15 protein-coding genes are annotated in these 16566 nt (G+C 73.0%); 11 read left to right on the forward strand and 4 right to left on the reverse strand.

From position 1 onward, the window contains the following. Positions 1-632: 632 nt before the first annotated feature. Positions 633-2381, forward strand: a complete 1749-nt coding sequence (locus ABEA04_RS02415) for a DEAD/DEAH box helicase (protein WP_345454164.1) — start codon at positions 633-635, stop codon at positions 2379-2381. Between the two features lie 68 nt (positions 2382-2449). On the opposite strand, the gene ABEA04_RS02420 is transcribed toward ABEA04_RS02415, so the two are convergent. Then, positions 2450-3385, reverse strand: a complete 936-nt coding sequence (locus ABEA04_RS02420; RefSeq protein ID WP_345454166.1) for an NAD(P)/FAD-dependent oxidoreductase — start codon at positions 3383-3385, stop codon at positions 2450-2452. A gap of 57 nt (positions 3386-3442) precedes the next feature. Here ABEA04_RS02420 and ABEA04_RS02425 point away from each other — a divergent pair, with 57 nt between their 5' ends. From ABEA04_RS02425 to ABEA04_RS02435, 3 genes are read left to right on the forward strand one after another with little or no spacing between them, the layout of a single operon-like run. Next, complete coding sequence (locus ABEA04_RS02425; protein ID WP_345454168.1) at positions 3443-3904, forward strand: MerR family transcriptional regulator; 462 nt, start codon at positions 3443-3445, stop codon at positions 3902-3904. Positions 3905-3941: 37 nt separating this feature from the next. Beyond that, positions 3942-4886 (forward strand): SGNH/GDSL hydrolase family protein, encoded by a 945-nt coding sequence (locus tag ABEA04_RS02430; RefSeq protein ID WP_345454170.1) that lies wholly within the window; start codon positions 3942-3944, stop codon positions 4884-4886. Between the two features lie 53 nt (positions 4887-4939). Further along, positions 4940-6865, forward strand: a complete 1926-nt coding sequence (locus ABEA04_RS02435) for a penicillin-binding transpeptidase domain-containing protein (protein ID WP_345454172.1) — start codon at positions 4940-4942, stop codon at positions 6863-6865. 35 nt (positions 6866-6900) lie between these two features. Here the strand turns inward: ABEA04_RS02435 and ABEA04_RS02440 are convergent, their stop codons facing one another. After that, positions 6901-7362 (reverse strand): barstar family protein, encoded by a 462-nt coding sequence (locus ABEA04_RS02440; protein WP_345454175.1) that lies wholly within the window; start codon positions 7360-7362, stop codon positions 6901-6903. A 161-nt stretch (positions 7363-7523) separates the two neighbouring features. Here ABEA04_RS02440 and ABEA04_RS02445 point away from each other — a divergent pair, with 161 nt between their 5' ends. Then, entirely contained in the window at positions 7524-8075 is a 552-nt protein-coding gene (locus ABEA04_RS02445; protein ID WP_345454177.1) for a VanZ family protein, read from the forward strand. Positions 8076-8248: 173 nt separating this feature from the next. Here ABEA04_RS02445 and ABEA04_RS02450 read toward each other — a convergent pair whose 3' ends face one another. Next, positions 8249-9259 (reverse strand): DUF2510 domain-containing protein, encoded by a 1011-nt coding sequence (locus tag ABEA04_RS02450; protein WP_345454179.1) that lies wholly within the window; start codon positions 9257-9259, stop codon positions 8249-8251. A 120-nt stretch (positions 9260-9379) separates the two neighbouring features. Further along, a complete protein-coding gene (locus ABEA04_RS02455) occupies positions 9380-10606 on the reverse strand; it encodes an HNH endonuclease signature motif containing protein (protein ID WP_345454181.1) in 1227 nt (408 codons plus the stop codon). Positions 10607-10728: 122 nt separating this feature from the next. Between ABEA04_RS02455 and ABEA04_RS02460 the strand changes: the two genes are divergently transcribed. From ABEA04_RS02460 to ABEA04_RS02485, 6 genes are all read left to right on the forward strand, one after another. Further along, complete coding sequence (locus ABEA04_RS02460) at positions 10729-10956, forward strand: hypothetical protein (RefSeq protein WP_345454183.1); 228 nt, start codon at positions 10729-10731, stop codon at positions 10954-10956. 124 nt (positions 10957-11080) lie between these two features. After that, positions 11081-12541: an MFS transporter gene (locus ABEA04_RS02465; RefSeq protein ID WP_345454185.1), complete on the forward strand. Its 1461-nt coding sequence runs from the start codon at positions 11081-11083 to the stop codon at positions 12539-12541. Between the two features lie 33 nt (positions 12542-12574). Continuing rightward, entirely contained in the window at positions 12575-12964 is a 390-nt protein-coding gene (locus tag ABEA04_RS02470; RefSeq protein ID WP_345454187.1) for a hypothetical protein, read from the forward strand. Positions 12965-12991: 27 nt separating this feature from the next. Continuing rightward, positions 12992-13498: a SigE family RNA polymerase sigma factor gene (locus tag ABEA04_RS02475; protein ID WP_345454189.1), complete on the forward strand. Its 507-nt coding sequence runs from the start codon at positions 12992-12994 to the stop codon at positions 13496-13498. Next, positions 13495-14637, forward strand: coding sequence for a hypothetical protein (locus tag ABEA04_RS02480; protein ID WP_345454191.1), 1143 nt, complete (start codon positions 13495-13497; stop codon positions 14635-14637). Before ABEA04_RS02475 ends, ABEA04_RS02480 begins: the two co-directional genes overlap by 4 nt. A 119-nt stretch (positions 14638-14756) precedes the next feature. Further along, a complete protein-coding gene (locus ABEA04_RS02485; RefSeq protein ID WP_345454193.1) occupies positions 14757-16547 on the forward strand; it encodes a SpoIVB peptidase S55 domain-containing protein in 1791 nt (596 codons plus the stop codon). Positions 16548-16566: the final 19 nt, after the last annotated feature.

Genomic DNA, 16566 nt, shown 5'->3' on the forward strand with positions numbered 1-16566 from the left:
CTCCACGACGATCGCGCGCCGCGAACGCAACCCATGACCCCGCCGGGCAGACCAACGCAACCACGGACCCGCCAGGGTCGGGCTGCGGACCGAGCGCCAGCGAGACCGACCGCAGCGAAGCAGGGTCAGCCAGGAGACGACGTGATGACCCGACCGGGGCTGGTGGCGGTGCTGGGCATCAAGGCAGCGAAGAACGCCGCGAACACGCGCCGAAGCGAGGTACGAGCGGAGGCGCAATCAGATACAGCGGTCGAGATCTGCCACCACGCCGGCCCCGTTGACCGTCAGGGGCCCAACGACCGCGCTCAGGGTCCGTGTGGTCCGGATCCTGAGTGTGCTCTGTTGCGTCGACGTCCGTGTGGTCTGAATCCTGAGTGTGCTCTGTTGCGTCGACGTCCGTGTGGTCTGAATCCCGAGAGCGCTCTGTTGCGTCGACGTCCGTGTGGTCCTGACCCCATGGACGCTCCGTGGTCTCGAGGCTCCTCGCCAGGGCTCCTCGCACCTCGACCATCGTGACTGTGCCCTCGAACGGGCGCACGGTTCGCGGAGATGGCCGACGTCCGAGACCGGGTGACCCAACCCACCGCAGCGCAGAATCACCCGTAGCGCCGCGACCCGCGTAGATTTGACCGGTGAGCTCAGACCCGGCCGACCCCACGGACACGGCGGTCACCTTCGCCGACCTCGGCCTCGGCGACGCCGTCCTCAAGAGCATCGCGGCGGTGGGCTACGAGTCTCCGTCGGCGATCCAGGCCCAGACCATCCCGCCGCTGCTCGAGGGACGCGACCTCGTCGGCCTCGCGCAGACCGGCACCGGCAAGACCGCGGCGTTCGCGCTGCCCATCCTCGACCGGCTCGACGTCGGCCCCGGCACGCAGAAGACGCCGCAGGCGCTGGTGCTCGCGCCCACCCGCGAGCTCGCGCTGCAGGTGTGCGAGGCGTTCGAGAAGTACGCCGCCCACACCCGCGGCGTCCACGTGCTGCCGGTCTACGGCGGGCAGGGCTACGGCGTGCAGCTGAGCGCGCTGCGCCGCGGCGTCCACGTCGTCGTCGGCACCCCCGGCCGCATCATGGACCACCTCGACAAGGGCACCCTCGACCTGTCGGCGCTACGGTTCCTGGTGCTCGACGAGGCCGACGAGATGCTCAACATGGGCTTCGCCGAGGACGTCGAGACGATCCTCGCCGACACCCCCGACGACAAGCAGGTCGCGCTGTTCAGCGCCACCATGCCCGCCCAGATCCGCCGGCTGTCGAAGAGCTACCTGACCGACCCGGTCGAGATCAACGTCAAGGGCAAGACGGCCACGGTCGCCAACATCGCCCAGCGCTACCTGATCGTCGGCTACCCGCAGAAGGTCGACGCCCTCACGCGCATCCTCGAGGTCGAGAACTTCGAGGGGATGATCGTCTTCGTCCGCACCAAGAACGAGACCGAGACGCTCGCCGAGAAGCTGCGGGCGCGGGGCTACTCCGCCGAGGCGATCAACGGTGACATCGCGCAGGTGCAGCGCGAGCGCACGGTGAACCGGCTCAAGGACGGCAAGCTCGACATCCTGGTCGCCACCGACGTCGCCGCCCGTGGTCTCGACGTCGACCGCATCAGCCACGTCGTCAACTACGACATCCCCACCGACACCGAGTCCTACGTGCACCGCATCGGCCGCACCGGCCGTGCGGGCCGCTCGGGCGACGCGATCTCGTTCGTCACCCCGCGCGAGCGCTACCTGCTGCGCCACATCGAGAAGGCCACCAAGCAGCCGCTCACCGAGATGCAGCTGCCGTCGGTCGAGGACGTCAACACCACGCGCCTCGCCCGCTTCGACGACGCCATCACCGCGGCGCTCGGGCAGACCGACCGCATCAACGGCTTCCGCGACATCGTGGCCCACTACGTGCGCAACAACGACGTGCCCGAGGTCGACGTCGCCGCGGCGCTCGCCGTGGTCGCGCAGGGCGACACGCCGCTGCTGCTCGACCCCGCCGCCGAGCGCCCCCGCCAGACGTTCTCCGACAAGCCCGGCCGCGGCGACAAGCCCGGCCGCGGCGGTCGCTCCGACGGCGACGACCGGGGCCCGCGGCGTCCGCGCCACGACACCGGCAAGCCGATGAAGGCCTACAAGATCCAGGTGGGCAAGCGGCACAAGGTCGAGCCGCGCCAGATCGTCGGCGCCATCGCCAACGAGGGCGGCCTGTCGCGCGGCGACTTCGGGCACATCCAGATCCGGCCCGACTTCTCCGTCGTCGAGCTGCCGGCCGACCTGCCGGCCGAGGTCTGGAAGAAGCTCGAGAACACCCGCATCAGCGGCAAGCTCATCGAGCTCTCCGAGGACCGTGGCCCCAAGCGCCCGCCGCGGCGCGACAAGCCCCAGCACGGCTGACCGGCCGCCCCGGCCGCCCCGGCCAGCCCTGCCGGCCCGGCCCGGCCAGCCAGCCGGACGTCGTCCGGTCAAGCGGGGACGGCGACGGGTGCCGGCGCGCTGATCAGCTCGAACAGGCACCCCGCCGCCGCGGTCTGACCGGCCGCCGCCGCGCCGAGCACCGAGGCCATCGGCATCGGCAGCGACGCCGCGTGCGCCAGGTCGCCGGCCGCGAAGACGCCGGCGCGCGAGGTCCGGCCCATGACGTCGACCTCGACGCAGCCCGAGCCGAGCAGGGTGAGCCCGAGCTCGCCGGCGAACGGCGCCGACTGCGCGAAGGCGGTGACGACCAGGACGCCGCCGACCTCGGAGTCGCTGCCGCCGTCGAAGGAGACGGTGGCGCCGAGCGAGCTGCGGCAGAACCCGGCGACCGGCTCGGGGCGCACGCTCGCGCCGAAGCGGGCCACGGCGGCCGCGGTCTCGTCGTCCACGTCGGCCCCGTCGGCCAGCACGACGACCTCGGAGGCGATCGGGGCGAGCATGGCGACCATCCGGGCGGCGTGCGGTCCGGTGCCGAGGACGCCGACCGGGCGGCCGGCGTACTCGTGGCCGTGGCAGAACGGGCAGTGGGCGGCCACGGTGCCGAACAGCGGGGCCAGGCCGGGCGTGTCGGGCAGCGTGTCGCGGACGCCGGTCGCGAGCAGCACGAGCCGGGTCGCGACCGGGCCGGAGTCGGTGCCGACGAGGTAGCCGTCGCCGTCCGGCACGACCGAGACGACGGCCTCGTCGCGCACCTCGACCGTGTCGTAGGCCGCGAGATCGGCGCGCGCCAGCGCCCGGAACTCGGCCGGCGGCCGGGAGTCGTGCGTGACGAAGTTGTGCATGCGGTCGGCCGGGTCGTTGCGGTACTCACCGGAGTCGAACAGCAGCACCCGGCGGTGCATCCGGCCGAGCGTCAGGGCCGCCTGCAGGCCGGCGGGCCCGCCTCCGACCACCACGACCTCGTACGGCTGCGTCTCGTTCATCGTGCATCCTCTCGTTCGGAACTTGTCTCAACCACGAGGATGTGACTTCATGCTGACATGAAGTCAAGCCGCACTGCACCGGTCTGGTCGATCGGCGAGCTGGCCGACCGGTTCGGGCTCGCCACGCACGTGCTGCGGCACTGGGAGGACGTCGGCCTGCTCGCGCCCGAGCGCGACGCCGCCGGACGCCGCCGCTACGGCAAGGACGACCTCGTGCGGGTCGCCACCATCCTCAGCAGCAAGGTCGCCGGCATGAGCCTCGAGCAGATCCAGGTGCTGCTCGACGCCGACGCCCCGCAGCGGCACGCCGTCCTCGACGCCCACGTCGCCGACCTCGACCGGCGGATGGCCGAGATGCAGCGCTCGCGCGAGATGACGCTGCACGCCCTGTCGTGCCGGGCCCACGACATCGCCGCCTGCCCCGGGTTCCGGCGTCACGTCGACGGGCTGGTCGAGGGCAGCGAGTCGTGGGTCCAGGGTTTCCCCGGTTCCGCCCGCCCGGCGACGGTGGTGGACTGACGGGCGTCCCCATCGGCCCTTTCTCGGAGGTCCCCCCGTGCCCGTCCGCCCCCGCGGCGTCCTCGCCGCCCTCGCCGTCCCCGCGCTCGTCGCGACCGCCCTCACCGCCTCGCCGCCCGCGCAGGCGGCGGCCGAGCAGTACGTCGCCCTCGGCGACTCCTACTCCTCGGGCGTGGGCACCCGCAGCTATCTCGACGACGGCACCAGCTGCAAGCGCTCGCCGGCCGCCTACCCGAGCCTGATCGCGGCGCAGAACGGGTGGAGCCTCGACCTCCGCGCCTGCTCCGGCGCCACCATCCCCGACGTCGAGGGCCAGCTGGCCGCGCTGACCGCGAGCACGACCAAGGTGACGGTGTCGGTCGGCGGCAACGACGCCGGGTTCGCCGACGTCCTCACCGAGTGCGCGCAGCCGGGCTGGATGAGCGACTGCGACGAAGCGGTCGACGGCGCGCAGGCCTTCATCTCCGGCACGCTGCCGGGACGGCTCGCCGGGCTGTACTCCGACATCGGTGCGGGCGCGCCGTCCGCGGACGTCGTGGTGGTCGGCTACCCGCGGGTGTTCATGGGCGAGGACTGCAACGCCGCCACCTTCTTCTCGCCGGAGGAGGAGGCGCGGCTGAACGCCACGGCCGACCAGCTGAACGGCGTCCTCGCCTCGGCCGCCTCGAACGCCGGGTTCGCCTTCGCGAACCCGACCAACGCCTTCATCGGGCACGCGGTGTGCGACGACCCGGAGTGGATCAACGGGCTGTCGAACCCCATCGACGAGAGCTACCACCCCAACACCGCCGGCCACTCCTCCGGCTACGCCCCGCTCGTCGGGTCGCTGCTCGGCGGGGCCCGGACGGCGCCCACCGCCGCCGACGCCGCCACGGCCCGCGCCGACGCCGACGAGCAGGTGGACAAGCAGCGCGAGTGGCGCGCCTTCGACCGCACCATCGAGCCGACGACGTTCCGGCTCGTCGCCCCGGCGGCGCGCTGACGGCGCCCGGTTCAGGTTCGGGTCCTCACCCGGTCGGCTGGTAGAACCGGGACATGCGAATCGCCCGATCCGCAGCGCTGCGACCTGCGCTGGCCGCCCCGCTCGCCCTGCTCCTCGCCGCCACGCTGGTGGCCTGCAGCGAGGACGAGCCCGACCCCGCCGACGCGGGCGAGAAGGCCGACGGCACGGCGGCGGCGCTCGTCGAGGGCCTGGCCTCGGGCGACCTGCGCGACGTCCCGTTCACCGAGCTGACCGGCGCCGAGGCCACCAAGGACTTCGAGGGCGTCGTCGCCGAGATGGACGACATCGAGCCCACCGTCGAGCTCGGCACCGTCGCCGAGGACGGCGACAGCGCGAGCGCCACCCTCACCTGGACCTGGCCGCTCATCGAGGGCGAGGACTGGACCTACAAGGCGCCGGTGGCGCTCGAGCGCGGGTCGGTCGACGACAGCGAGGAGTGGGCGATCGTCTGGGACCACAGCGTCGTCGAGCCCAGCCTCAACGCGAACTCGGTGCTCGAGGCCGACCCGGTCTCGGCCGAGCGCGGCGACATCGTCGGCGCGAACGACGCCAAGCTGGTCACGAACCGGCCGGTCGTGCGGGTCGGCATCGACCGCACCCAGGTCGGCAAGGGCCAGGCGGGCGCCTCGGCCGAGCAGCTGGCCCAGCTGGCGGGCATCGACGTCGGCTCGTTCGTCTCGGCGGTCGAGGGCGCCGGCGACCAGGCCTTCGTCGAGGGCATCGTCCTGCGCGAGGACGACGTCCCCCCGGCCCTGCTGTCGGGCTACGAGTCGATCAAGGGCGCGCGGCTGATCGCCGACGAGATCCCGCTCGGCCCGACCCGCGACTTCGCGGCGCCGATCCTCGGCACGGTCGGCGAGGTGAGCGCCGAGATGATCAAGGCCGACCCCACGCTCGAGGTGGGCGACCGCGTCGGGCTCTCGGGGCTCGAGGCCCGCTACGAGGACCAGCTGCGGGGCGCCGAGGGCGTCGTGGTGAGCGCGGTCGGCACCGACGGCGCGGCGCGCGAGATCCACAGGACCAAGGGCGGCAAGGGCAAGAACCTCGTCATCACCCTCGACGAGGGGCTGCAGACCGAGGCCGAGAGCCTGCTCGCGAACACCACGCCGGCGAGCGCGCTGGTCGCCATCCGGCCGAGCGACGGCGCCATCCTGGCCGCGGCGAACGGGCCGGGCAACGGCGACCAGAATCTCGCCACCTTCGGCCAGTACGCGCCCGGGTCGACGTTCAAGAGCGTCAGCAGCCTGGCGCTGCTGCGACGCGGCCTGAAGCCCGACGACGTCGTCGACTGCAGCTCGACGGTGATCGTGGACGGCGCGCAGTTCGAGAACTACGACGACTACCCCTCGAGCGGGCTCGGCAACGTGCCGTTCCGCACCGCGCTGGCGAACTCGTGCAACACCGCCTTCATCCGTGAGCGCACGCGGCTGAAGGGCTCCGACCTCGCGGACGCCGCCGCCTCGCTCGGCCTCGGCGTCGACCACGACCTCGGCTTCCCGGCCTACTTCGGCCAGGTGCCGCCGCCCGAGACCGAGACCGGTGCCGCCGCCGACATGATCGGCCAGGGCACGGTGCTCGCCTCCCCGATGGCGATGGCCACCGTGATCGCCTCGATCCAGAACGGCTCGCTCGTCGTCCCCCGCCTGGTCGAGCAGGTCGACGTCGCCCCGCCGGACGGCGTCGAGCCCGTCACCGAGGGCGAGGCCGAGCAGCTGCGCTCGCTGCTGCGCTCGGTCGTCACCGACGGCAGCGGCGGGTTCCTGCTCTCGCTGCCCGGCCCCGAGGTCATCGCCAAGACCGGCACCGCCGAGTTCCAGGACGGCGACCAGCTCAAGACCCACGCCTGGATGGTCGGCGCCCAGGGCGACCTCGCCGTCGCCGTCTTCGTCGAGGAGGGCTCCTCCGGCTCCGGCACCGCCGGCCCGATCCTCGAGGCGTTCCTGCGGGCGGCGGGCTGAGCGACGTCCGGTGGTCGGCTGGCGGCGGGCGTCGCTCAGCCCGGGTGGCGGAAGTCCGGCCCGTCCCCCACGACGAAGACGTCGAGGTCGACCGCCCACTCGGCCCCGGCAGGCAGGCTCGGCATCGTCCCGTACTTGCAGCTGAGCAGTCCCCAGCCCACCTCGGCAGCCGTGGCGGGGGCGTGTCGGGCGGCCACGTCCATGTCCCGCCACACGACCGCGATCAGCGCTCCGTCGTTCTGGTGGACGAAGTGGCCGAAGCAGTCGTCGAACGCGTCCCAGTTGGCGCCGCACCAGTCCGGGAAGTCGAAGGCGGCGTGCAGCTGGGCGTGGGCGGCCTCGTGGGAGGTCATCGCCCGCCCGTCGAGCGTGATCCGGCGGTAGCTCCAGCGCTCCAGGAAGTCGTCGACGAGGGGCCACGCGTCGTTGCGCACGCGGTGCAGGGGCCCGGACAGCCACGGCAGCTCGCCCCGTACCGACGGCCGGTTCGAAACCATCTCGCGACCCTAGCGGCGGGAGCAGCCGGCCCGTCGGCACCTGAGGCCCACGGACCGGTACCTGGTGCCGATGGGCGGAGGGTGCCGCTGGGGGAGTGTGGGCTCGGGCTGGTCGCTGAGGTGCGGCCGGCCGACGTGCCGCCGCAGATCGGAGTGCTCAGGTGTTTCGCGAGGTCCCGGTGTTGCCGGTGGTGGTCCCGCTGGCCGTGCTCGTCCTCGTCCTCGCGACGTGGCACCTGCGCCGCACCGGGATGCTCACCGCGCCCCGGGCCACGGTCGGCCTGGCCTGGGCGGTCTACGCCGCGGGGGTCGTGGCCAACACGATCTTCCCCATCTACCTGGACAAGCCCGGCGGCGGTCCTCGGACGGGCCTGCTGAACCTGACGCTCGGGTCCGGCTACGAGCCCGCCGACGCCCTCATGAACATCTGCGTCTTCGTGCCGGTCGGCGTCCTCGTGGCACTGGTCGCGCCCAGGTGGCCGGCATGGGCGGTGCTCGCCGCGGCCACCGCCCTCAGCCTGGTCGTGGAGACCACCCAGCTCGTCACCGCCCGCAAGCTCGGCGGAGGCCACGTCGCCGACGTCAACGACCTGCTGTTCAACCTGGTGGGGGCCGCGCTCGGGCTCCTCCTGCTCTCCGCGGCGTCACGCATCCCGGCCGTCACCGGCCTGGTCGACCGGTTCCGCTGGGCGTGGACGGGTGCCGACCGGTAGCGGGGCACTCCCGGCACCGCCGCGTTCCTGGACGTCGACCAGCCCGAGTTCCGCGCGACGCTCGTCGGCACCCAGGGCGCTTGTCGTCGCCGCGTTCGTCACGGCCGCATCCGGCTGCGGATCGCCGGCCCAATCTGCAAGGCCTAGCGAGCCCGGCTGAGATCAGCGAGATCTCATCGCGACGGCTTCGGGCGCATACGGATCCGAGTGGTCCACTCGAAGCCGTCCCAGAACCTCTCATCGGCCATCCCGTCCGGGTCCGCATAAAACCCGGGTGCCCGGCTCTCGCCTCCTGGCGTACCTGCGATCGCATCTTCTGTGGTTGGCGACTCAATCGGGTCGTCGGTCGCGTCCGGCACGACCAGCGGGGATCGGCCGTCGGCCGACGGTTCGAGGTCGTTGTCGCGCAGCCACGACTGCGGGACCTCCGAGGCCTTGAGCGCTGCGACCGACATCTCGAGTTGGAGGTGGTTGCCCTTCACGATGCCTCGCGCGACCGGCACTCGGCCGGAATCGGAAAGCAGGCGAACGAGCGGCAAGAAGTTCTTGCTCATCGCGGGTGTGAGTGAGCCGACCGCCGTTTCGTCGATCCACACCTGCACGACCTCTCGCGTGGACCGGGCGAGCTTCTCCGTGAGCGGCTGGAGGGAGCAGTAAACCCATGCCGCTCCTTCGGGACGGATCCACGCTCTGGCCTGGGCGCCGCCGGCGGCGACCGTCACGGCCACCTTCTGCTTACGTCCCTCGGGGAGCTCGACCGAACGGTGATTTGGCCTGGCGTTGATGGGTCGCAGCAGGTGTGGCTCCGCCAGCGAAATGTAGGCGGTCACCCAGATGCTGTCGCGGCCAAGTGCGTCTACGTCCAGCCCTGAGTCCTCCCATGCGTCCTGGTTGTCGTAGATGCGCACCTGAGCGGTGACGCGCGGCACTTGCTGCACGGTCGTCATCGCGCGGAAGACATGCAGGTAGCCACGTGCCACGTCCGCTGGCACCCAGCCGACCGTCGTGGTCCCGACATCCGCGCGTATGCGGTCGCCGTCGATGTGCAAGGTGGCGTCGGCGCGCAGTTGTTCGCGCCCCTGGGGGGTGAGCGCGCCGACCAATGTCTTGACCGCGCTCTTGTCCGCAGGCGGCTCGAGGGGAACGTAAGCCCCGACCTGACCCCACAGATCGACCTGCTCCACCATTGCCACCTCCGTATTCAGCCGGGAACAGCAGCCATCGTCTCGAAAGTAAAGGCATCGCGGGCGCGATTGACCGATCCGGCGACGAACACCTCCACCATCGGGTGGGGCGGCCCAGTCTCAGTTGCGCCTCGGGTATCGGATGCCGGTGGTGTGCGCCTGGTGGTGGTGGAACGGGCACAGCAGCACGGCGTGATCGGTGTCGGTGGGGCCGCCGTCCTGCCAGGACACCGTGTGGTGCACGTGGCAGAGCGCGCCGAGGACGTCGCAGGCCGGGTACTGGCAGGTGCGCTGCTCGACGATGAGGGCGAGTCGTTGCGCCGGGGTGTGGAATCGCGCGGCGCGGCCGAGGTGCAGCACGTGGCCCTCGGTGTCGAGGACGGCGGGCATCAGCCGGGCCTCGCAGGCCCAGCGGGCGAGCTGGCCGGGTGAGACGTCGACGCCGGTGTCGAGGCGGGCGGCGCGTCGGGCGCCGAGCAGCGTCTCGTGGTCGACGGTGACGACGACGGTGGCGCTGAGGCCGCCGAGCTTGGGTAGTGCGTCGCGCGGGAAGCGCTCGACGTACTCGCTGAACGCCTGACCCATCCGCTCGGGCGTCGGGCGCTGCCAGTCGTAGCTGCCGGCGCCCTCGGTGGCCCGCACGTGCTTCGGCGCCGCGAGCCCGAGCAGGGCCTTGCGCAGCATCGAGGCCTGCGCGGCCGGCAGGGTGAACCGGCCGTGGGCGAGGCCCTCGCCGTCGTCCCACAGGTGGAAGGTCGTGCGCTTGCGGGCCCGCGCCTCCTGCTTCTCCAGCAGCCGGGCCTCGTGCTCGTCGGCGCGGTCGGGGTCGACGGCCTCGAGGATGCGGCGCCCGAGCCGGCGCAGCTCATCAGCGTCGAAGTGCGCGGCCTGCTCGACCAGGTGCGCCTCGGCCTGCTCGCGGTGGTGGACGTCGTCCGCCTCGAGGCCGTCGACAGCGGCGGTGATGACGCGTGCCTGCTCGGCGTGGACCCGGCCCGCCGCGACCGCCACCCGCGTCGGCTCGTGCGTGCGCAGCGACTCGGCCAGCCGCGTGGTGCGCGCCGCCTCGGCCGGGGTGACGCGCGTGGTGCGGGCCAGCCACGCCGACAGCGACCGGACGCCGAGCTCGGCGGGCAGGTCGAGGTCGCCGGCCTGACCCACGACCCGCGCCTGCAGCTCGTGCACGCGCGCCAGCCCGGCCGCGAGCCGCGGCACCAGCTCACGCGTCTTGGTGGCGTCGAGCGACCACGCCGGGACGTCGACCAGCGCCTCCAGCCCACGCTCCAACCCCTCGACGAACCGCAGGATCGGGTGGGCCGATCCGGAGTCGTCGAGGTGCTTGGTCATGCCTCCATCCAAGCCGTGACCACTGACAGTTTCGGGCGAGAATCCCGCTCAACCACGGGGGTTGTGGAGAACTCGAAGGCAAACGACTGACACGGTCGCGTACGCCCTGAAACGAAGCGCGGGTGACGAACGCCGAGGTCGGGGTGGTCTTCGGCGTCGCGTTCGCGTCGTTCTGCGTGTGCGGCGCCGTCTCGCAGACGTTGCGCCAGCGGGAGTACGCGAGGCGAAGGGGATGGCTCGACGCGATGACGCCGGGAGCGGTGCTTCCCAGCAGACGGTCGATGGGGTGGGGGCTGCTTCTGGCGGCCGGGTGGGTGCTGGTCGCCTTACCGGTCGTCCTGCTCCTCTGACCGACCGCGGCGCGGGTTCGGGCCGCCGTGAAACCGACGTGAAGCCGTCGTGACACCGGCGCTCCCTAGCGTCCCCGACGTCGTCCGGCCTGCGGACGACGCCGACCCGCTGAAGGAGGCCACCATGTCCACGACCGCACCCGTCACCGCGACAGGCAGTCGCACGTACCCGTCGCTCAAGGCGGCGTGGATCCCGCTGGCCGCGCTGTGCCTGGCGTTCTTCGTCGAGATGGTCGACAACACGCTGCTCTCGATCGCGCTGCCCACCATCGGCCGCGACCTCGGCAGCGGCACGACCGCGCTGCAGTGGGTCACCGGGGCCTACTCGCTGACCTTCGGCGGGCTGCTGCTCACGGCCGGCTCGCTGGCCGATCGGCTCGGACGCCGCCGCGTGCTGCTCGTCGGCCTCACGGTCTTCGGGCTGCTCAGCCTGCTCGTCGTCCTCGTCACCACCGCCGGCGAGCTGGTCGCGCTGCGTGCCGGGCTCGGCATCGCGGCGGCCGCGATGGCCCCGATCACCAACTCCCTGGTCTTCCGGCTCTTCGACGACCAGGCGCTGCGCATGCGGGCGATGACGGTGATGATCGTGGTCGGCATGTCGGGCTTCGTGCTCGGCCCGCTGCTCGGCGGGACGGCGCTCGCCCACGTGCGCTGGGAGTGGCTGCTCGTCGTCAACGCCCCGATCGCGCTGATCGCCTATGTCGGCGTGCGGCTCGGCGTCCCGGCCGACCGACCGGAGGACCTCACCGACGACCGCCTCGACCTACCCGGCGCCGTCCTCAGCGTCGCCACCATCGGCCTGGCGTGCTGGTCGCTGACCAGCGGCGTCGAGCACGGCTGGCTCGCCCCGCTCACCCTCGGCGCGGTCCTCGGTGCGGTGCTGGCCGGCGTCGCCTTCGTCCGGCACGAGCGCCGCAGCGCGGCCCCGATGCTCGACCTGCGCCTGTTCCGCGACGGCACCGTGCGCGGGGCCGCCATCGCCCAGGTCGGCACCTCGATCGCCATGGCCAGCGTGCTGTTCGGGCTCGTGCTGCACTTCCAGTTCGCCTACGGCTGGAGTCCCGTGCGCGCCGGCCTCGCCAACCTGCCGGTGATCGCGACGATGGTGCTCGCCACGCCGCTCTCGGAGTGGCTCGGACGCCGTCTCGGCCATCGGGTCGCCTGCCTCGTCGGCGCCGCGTGCCTGGCCGGCTCGCTCGCCGGGCTCTCGTGGGGCGTCGAGCACGGCTACCTCGCCATCGCGGTCTCGATGGTCGTCATGACGGTCGGCCTGCGCACCGTGATGACCATCTGCGCGGTCGCCCTGGTCGAGGCCATGCCCGCCAACCGGACGTCGATCGGCACCGCCCTCAACGACACCGCCCAGGAGGTCGGCACCAGCGTCGGCACGGCGCTGGTCGGCACGCTGATCGCCGCCCTCGTCACCACCACGCTGCCGGCCGGGGTGTGGAGCAGCGACCTGGTCGCCTCGTTCTTCCATGGCGAGCGCGTCGCCTACGGCCTGCTCGCGGTGCTCGTCGGGCTGATCGGTGCCGCCGGCGCCCTCACCCTCACCGACTCGCGCACCGTCGACGAGAACCCCTGAGCGGACCGCCGGCTGCGGTGGCAGCATCGGCCCGTGCACGACGTCCTGCGAGCCGCCCTCGAGCCCGTGCTGCGCGACCTGCGCCGCACGCAGACCGAGGAGCCGGTCGTGTACGACTCCTCGTGGGCGAACGACCTCCCCGACCAGCCCGCTGCCATGGTCGGCGGCCCCACGGGCGCCCGGGGTGTCTCGGTGCTCCTCGCCGACGACGAGGCCACCCGGGTCGCCTCCGCCGCCGACCAGGTGCAGGAGTACGTGATCGAGTCGCTGCTCACCGCCCCCACCAACTGGCCCCCCTGCCCGCACCACCCCGAGACCCACCCGCTCGAGGCGCACGTGGTGGACGACGTCGCCGCGTGGGTCTGCCCGCGCGGGGGTGGCGTCGTGGCGCCGGTCGGCGGGCTGAGCAGCCCGGGAACCTGATCGGCGTCCCGGGTTGTCTGAGTGGTGATGGACGACCGCACCGCCGACTTCACCGCCTACGCCTCCGGGCGCTGGGCGTCGCTGGTGCGCTCGGCCGTCATGCTCGGCTGCTCGCAGCCCGACGCCGAGGACCTCGCGCAGACCGCGCTCGTCAAGGCCTGGACCCACTGGCCGAAGGTGCGCCAGGCCGCCGAGCCCGACGCCTACGTCTACCGGATCATGGTCAACGCGCTGTCGACGAGCCGGCGACGCCGCTGGCACGGCGAGCGGCCCACCGAGCGGCTCGACGTCGAGCCCGACGGTGACGACCAGGAGGCCGGCATCGTGCTGCGGCACGCGGTCGTCGACGCCCTGCGCGCGCTGAGCCCCGACCAGCGGCAGGTGCTCGTGCTCCGTTTCGTCGCCGACCTCAGCGAGCGCGCGACGGCCGAGGTGCTCGGCGTCGCGGTCGGCACGGTCAAGAGCCGCACGTCGCGGGCCCTGGCGGCGCTCGACCCCGCCCCGCTCGCCGACCACGCAGGAGGAGAGTCGTGACCCAGGAGCAGCAGGACGCCGACCCGCGCGCCGAGGTGCTCGCGCGGGCCTCGCGCACCATCGACGTCGCCCCGCTCGACGTCGACCGCGTCGTCCGCACGGCCCGGGGGCGCCGGCGCACCCGGGCGGTGCTCGGCGCGGCCCTGGCCGTCGCGGTGGTCGCCGTCGGCGTCGCGGTCGCGACGAGCGGCTCGGACGACGCCCCCTCCGGCCCGGCCACGGCCGGCGCAGTCGAGCCCCTTCCGGAGCCACCGCCGGGCACGAAGTGGGTCGGCACGGACGGCGTCGTGGTCGCGGTGCCGCAGGACTGGCCGGTCGTCGAGAGCCCCTGCGGGGGAAACGCACCGGCCGAGGTCGTCGACGGCACCGCCGCCGCATCCGTGGACTGTTCCTTCGGCGGCGGCCAGGTCGCGCGCGTGACGCTGGCGCCGCTCGACAGCAACCCGCGACCGTCGACCGAGCGCACGTGCAGCGACGCGCCCACCAGCCGCTGCCAGGGCGGGTTGGTCTTCGAGGAGCGGGGCGCGACCGTGGTCGTGCAGACCGGCGGACCGGACGCCCGGACCCTGATGGACGAGCTGCTCGACAGCGCGACGGTGCTGCCCGACGGCTGGACCACCGTGCCGTTCGCGTCGTTCGCCACAGTGCCCCAGCGGGTCGCGCGCCTGGAGACCGCGGGGTTCGACGTCCGCGTGGAGGGCGACCTCGGCAACCGTGAGTCCGTCATCACGCATCCGCCGGTCGGGCAACCCGTCCGCACCGGGACGACCGTCGTCGTCTCCGCGGCCGAGGACGACGAATGGGACGACGCCGCGGTCTGGCGGCTCTCCGGAGACGCGCTCCCCAGGCCCGGTGACACCGAGGTGGCCACCACGGTCAGCCGTCTGGGCTGCAACAGCGGCGTCACCGGCGAGGTGCTCGAGCCGGACGTCGTCTACGGGCCGACGGCGATCATCGTCACCTTCTCGGTCGTCGCCGACCGTGGCGAGGCCACGTGCCAGAGCAACCGAGAGGTGCCGGTCGTGGTCCGCCTCGTGGAGCCCATCGGCGACCGCGAGCTGGTCGACGGCCGGTGCCTGCCCGGGGGTGCCGCCGAGACGACGACCCTGTGTGCCCGCGACGGCCGCCGCTGGCCCTGAGGGGTCACGCCGGGTCGGACGAATCTCCCGCATTCGGCCACGTCGAGGGCGATGCCGACCTAAGGTCACCGCGGCGTCGACCCGGACGCCGTCCTCACACGCGAAGGTGACCCGTCCCCATGCTCCGTTCGTCCCTCCCACGCCGCTCGAGCCTGGTCCCGGCCCTGGCCGTGACCGCCCTGGCCGCGCTGCTGCCGGTCGTCGGCGGCACCGCCGTCGCGGTCGCCGCGCCCGAGCCGGACTGCGCCGAGGCGTACCCGCTCGCCGACGTCGCACCCGGTCTCACCGTCGACGGCGCCACCGTGTCGCAGGGCACCGAGCCGCAGCCGTTCGACGGCACCGTGCTCGGCGTGGTGCGCGACGGCATCGCGCCCGGCGTCGACATGATCGTCGCCGACCTCGACTCGCCCGCGATCGAGGCGGCGGGCGGCATCTGGCAGGGGATGTCGGGCTCCCCGGTCTACGCCGACGGCCGGTTGCTCGGCGCGGTCTCGTACGGCCTGTCGAACGGTCCGTCGTCCATCGCGGGCATCACCCCGTTCGATGCGATGGACGACTACCTGCCCGAGGTGGAGCGCCGCGTGGCGCTCGGCCCCGCGCTGCAGCAGCGCGTCGTGCGGAGCGCCGACGTCTCCGCCCGCCTCGCGGGCGGTGGGCTCAGCGAGCTCGAGGTGCCGCTCGGCGTCTCCGGCGTGCCGGCCCGGCTGCTCGCCCAGGCGGCGCGCAAGGCCGACGGACGACCGTGGTTCAGCGGTCGCGCCCACGTGATGGGCAGCGCCGGGCGCGCGCCCGGCGGCCCGAGCGCCGACGCCCTCGTCGCCGGCGGCAACCTCGGCGCGTCGCTGGCCTACGGCGACGTGTCGATGGCCGGCGTCGGCACCGTCACCTCCGTGTGCGGCGACAGCCTGGTCGGCTTCGGCCACCCGCTGACCTTCGCCGGTGACGACCTCACCCTCGGCCTGCACCCGGCCGAGGCCGTCTACGTGCAGCCGGAGTCGCTCGGCGCGCCGTTCAAGGTCGCCAACCTCGGAGACCCGGTCGGCACCGTGACCGACGACCACCTCACCGGCATCACCGGCACCGTGGGCGCGTCGCCGGCGACCATCAAGGTCGTCTCCGACATCACCTCCGGCGAGCGGCATCGTGTCGGCACCTCCTACGTCACCGTGCCCGCCGCCCTGGGCGAGGTCGCCTTCTACCAGCACATCGGCAACCACCAGACCGTGGTTGACGAGTCCGGCCCGGGCACGGAGCGGCAGACCTGGACCATCCGCGGCTTCGACCGCGACGGCACCCCGTTCCGCATCGTCCACTCCGCCTTCTACGCCTCCGAGCAGGACCTGCTGTTCGCGTCGGCGTGGGGCCTGCCGGGGCTGCTGGAGCGGATCACCCGCCTGCCCGGCGTCCGCATCACCTCGGTGCGCAACGTCTCGGTCGTCGACCCCGACGCCGAGCTGCTCAAGCTCGGCCCGGTGAAGCAGCGCGTCCAGGGCGGCGACCTGGTGCCGGTCGACCGCCGGCGACCCGCCGTCGTCAAGCCCGGCGGCACGCTGCGCCTGGTGCTGAGCCTGCGTGGTGGCGCCGAGCCCCGGACGACGACCGTCTCGTTCGACATCCCGCGCACGGCACGGTCCGTCGAGGGCGCCTTCCTCGCTCGCGGCGGCGCCACCAGCGAGGACGACTTCTACGGCGGCGACGAGGTCATCGTCGTGGCCGGTCGCACGGCCGCCCCTCGCACCCGTCTCGACGCGCTGATCGCGTCGCTGCGCAACCAGCCGCGGGCCGACCAGGTGAGCGTCTCGATGTACCTCTACGGACGCCGCACCGAGATCGAGCGCACCGTGACGAGCAAGTCCCTCGGTGCCCCGGTGAAGGGGTACAAGGTCGGCTCGGTCGTGCTGGCGAAGTAGCCCGGCTGCCGATCGGCCG

Origin of the sequence: Nocardioides marinquilinus (assembly GCF_039543705.1) — a bacterium.
GTDB lineage: Bacteria > Actinomycetota > Actinomycetes > Propionibacteriales > Nocardioidaceae > Nocardioides > Nocardioides marinquilinus.

Bases quoted from the DNA above. Each gene is read 5' to 3' on its own strand.
- ABEA04_RS02485 (WP_345454193.1), top strand. From the start codon at position 14,757: ATGCTCCGTTCGTCCCTCCCACGCCGCTCGAGCCTGGTCCCGGCCCTG.
- ABEA04_RS02435 (WP_345454172.1), top strand. From the start codon at position 4,940: ATGCGAATCGCCCGATCCGCAGCGCTGCGACCTGCGCTGGCCGCCCCG.
- ABEA04_RS02465 (WP_345454185.1), top strand. From the start codon at position 11,081: ATGTCCACGACCGCACCCGTCACCGCGACAGGCAGTCGCACGTACCCG.
- ABEA04_RS02425 (WP_345454168.1), top strand. From the start codon at position 3,443: ATGAAGTCAAGCCGCACTGCACCGGTCTGGTCGATCGGCGAGCTGGCC.
- ABEA04_RS02455 (WP_345454181.1), bottom strand. From the start codon at position 10,606: ATGACCAAGCACCTCGACGACTCCGGATCGGCCCACCCGATCCTGCGG.
- ABEA04_RS02475 (WP_345454189.1), top strand. From the start codon at position 12,992: ATGGACGACCGCACCGCCGACTTCACCGCCTACGCCTCCGGGCGCTGG.
- ABEA04_RS02440 (WP_345454175.1), bottom strand. From the start codon at position 7,362: ATGGTTTCGAACCGGCCGTCGGTACGGGGCGAGCTGCCGTGGCTGTCC.
- ABEA04_RS02420 (WP_345454166.1), bottom strand. From the start codon at position 3,385: ATGAACGAGACGCAGCCGTACGAGGTCGTGGTGGTCGGAGGCGGGCCC.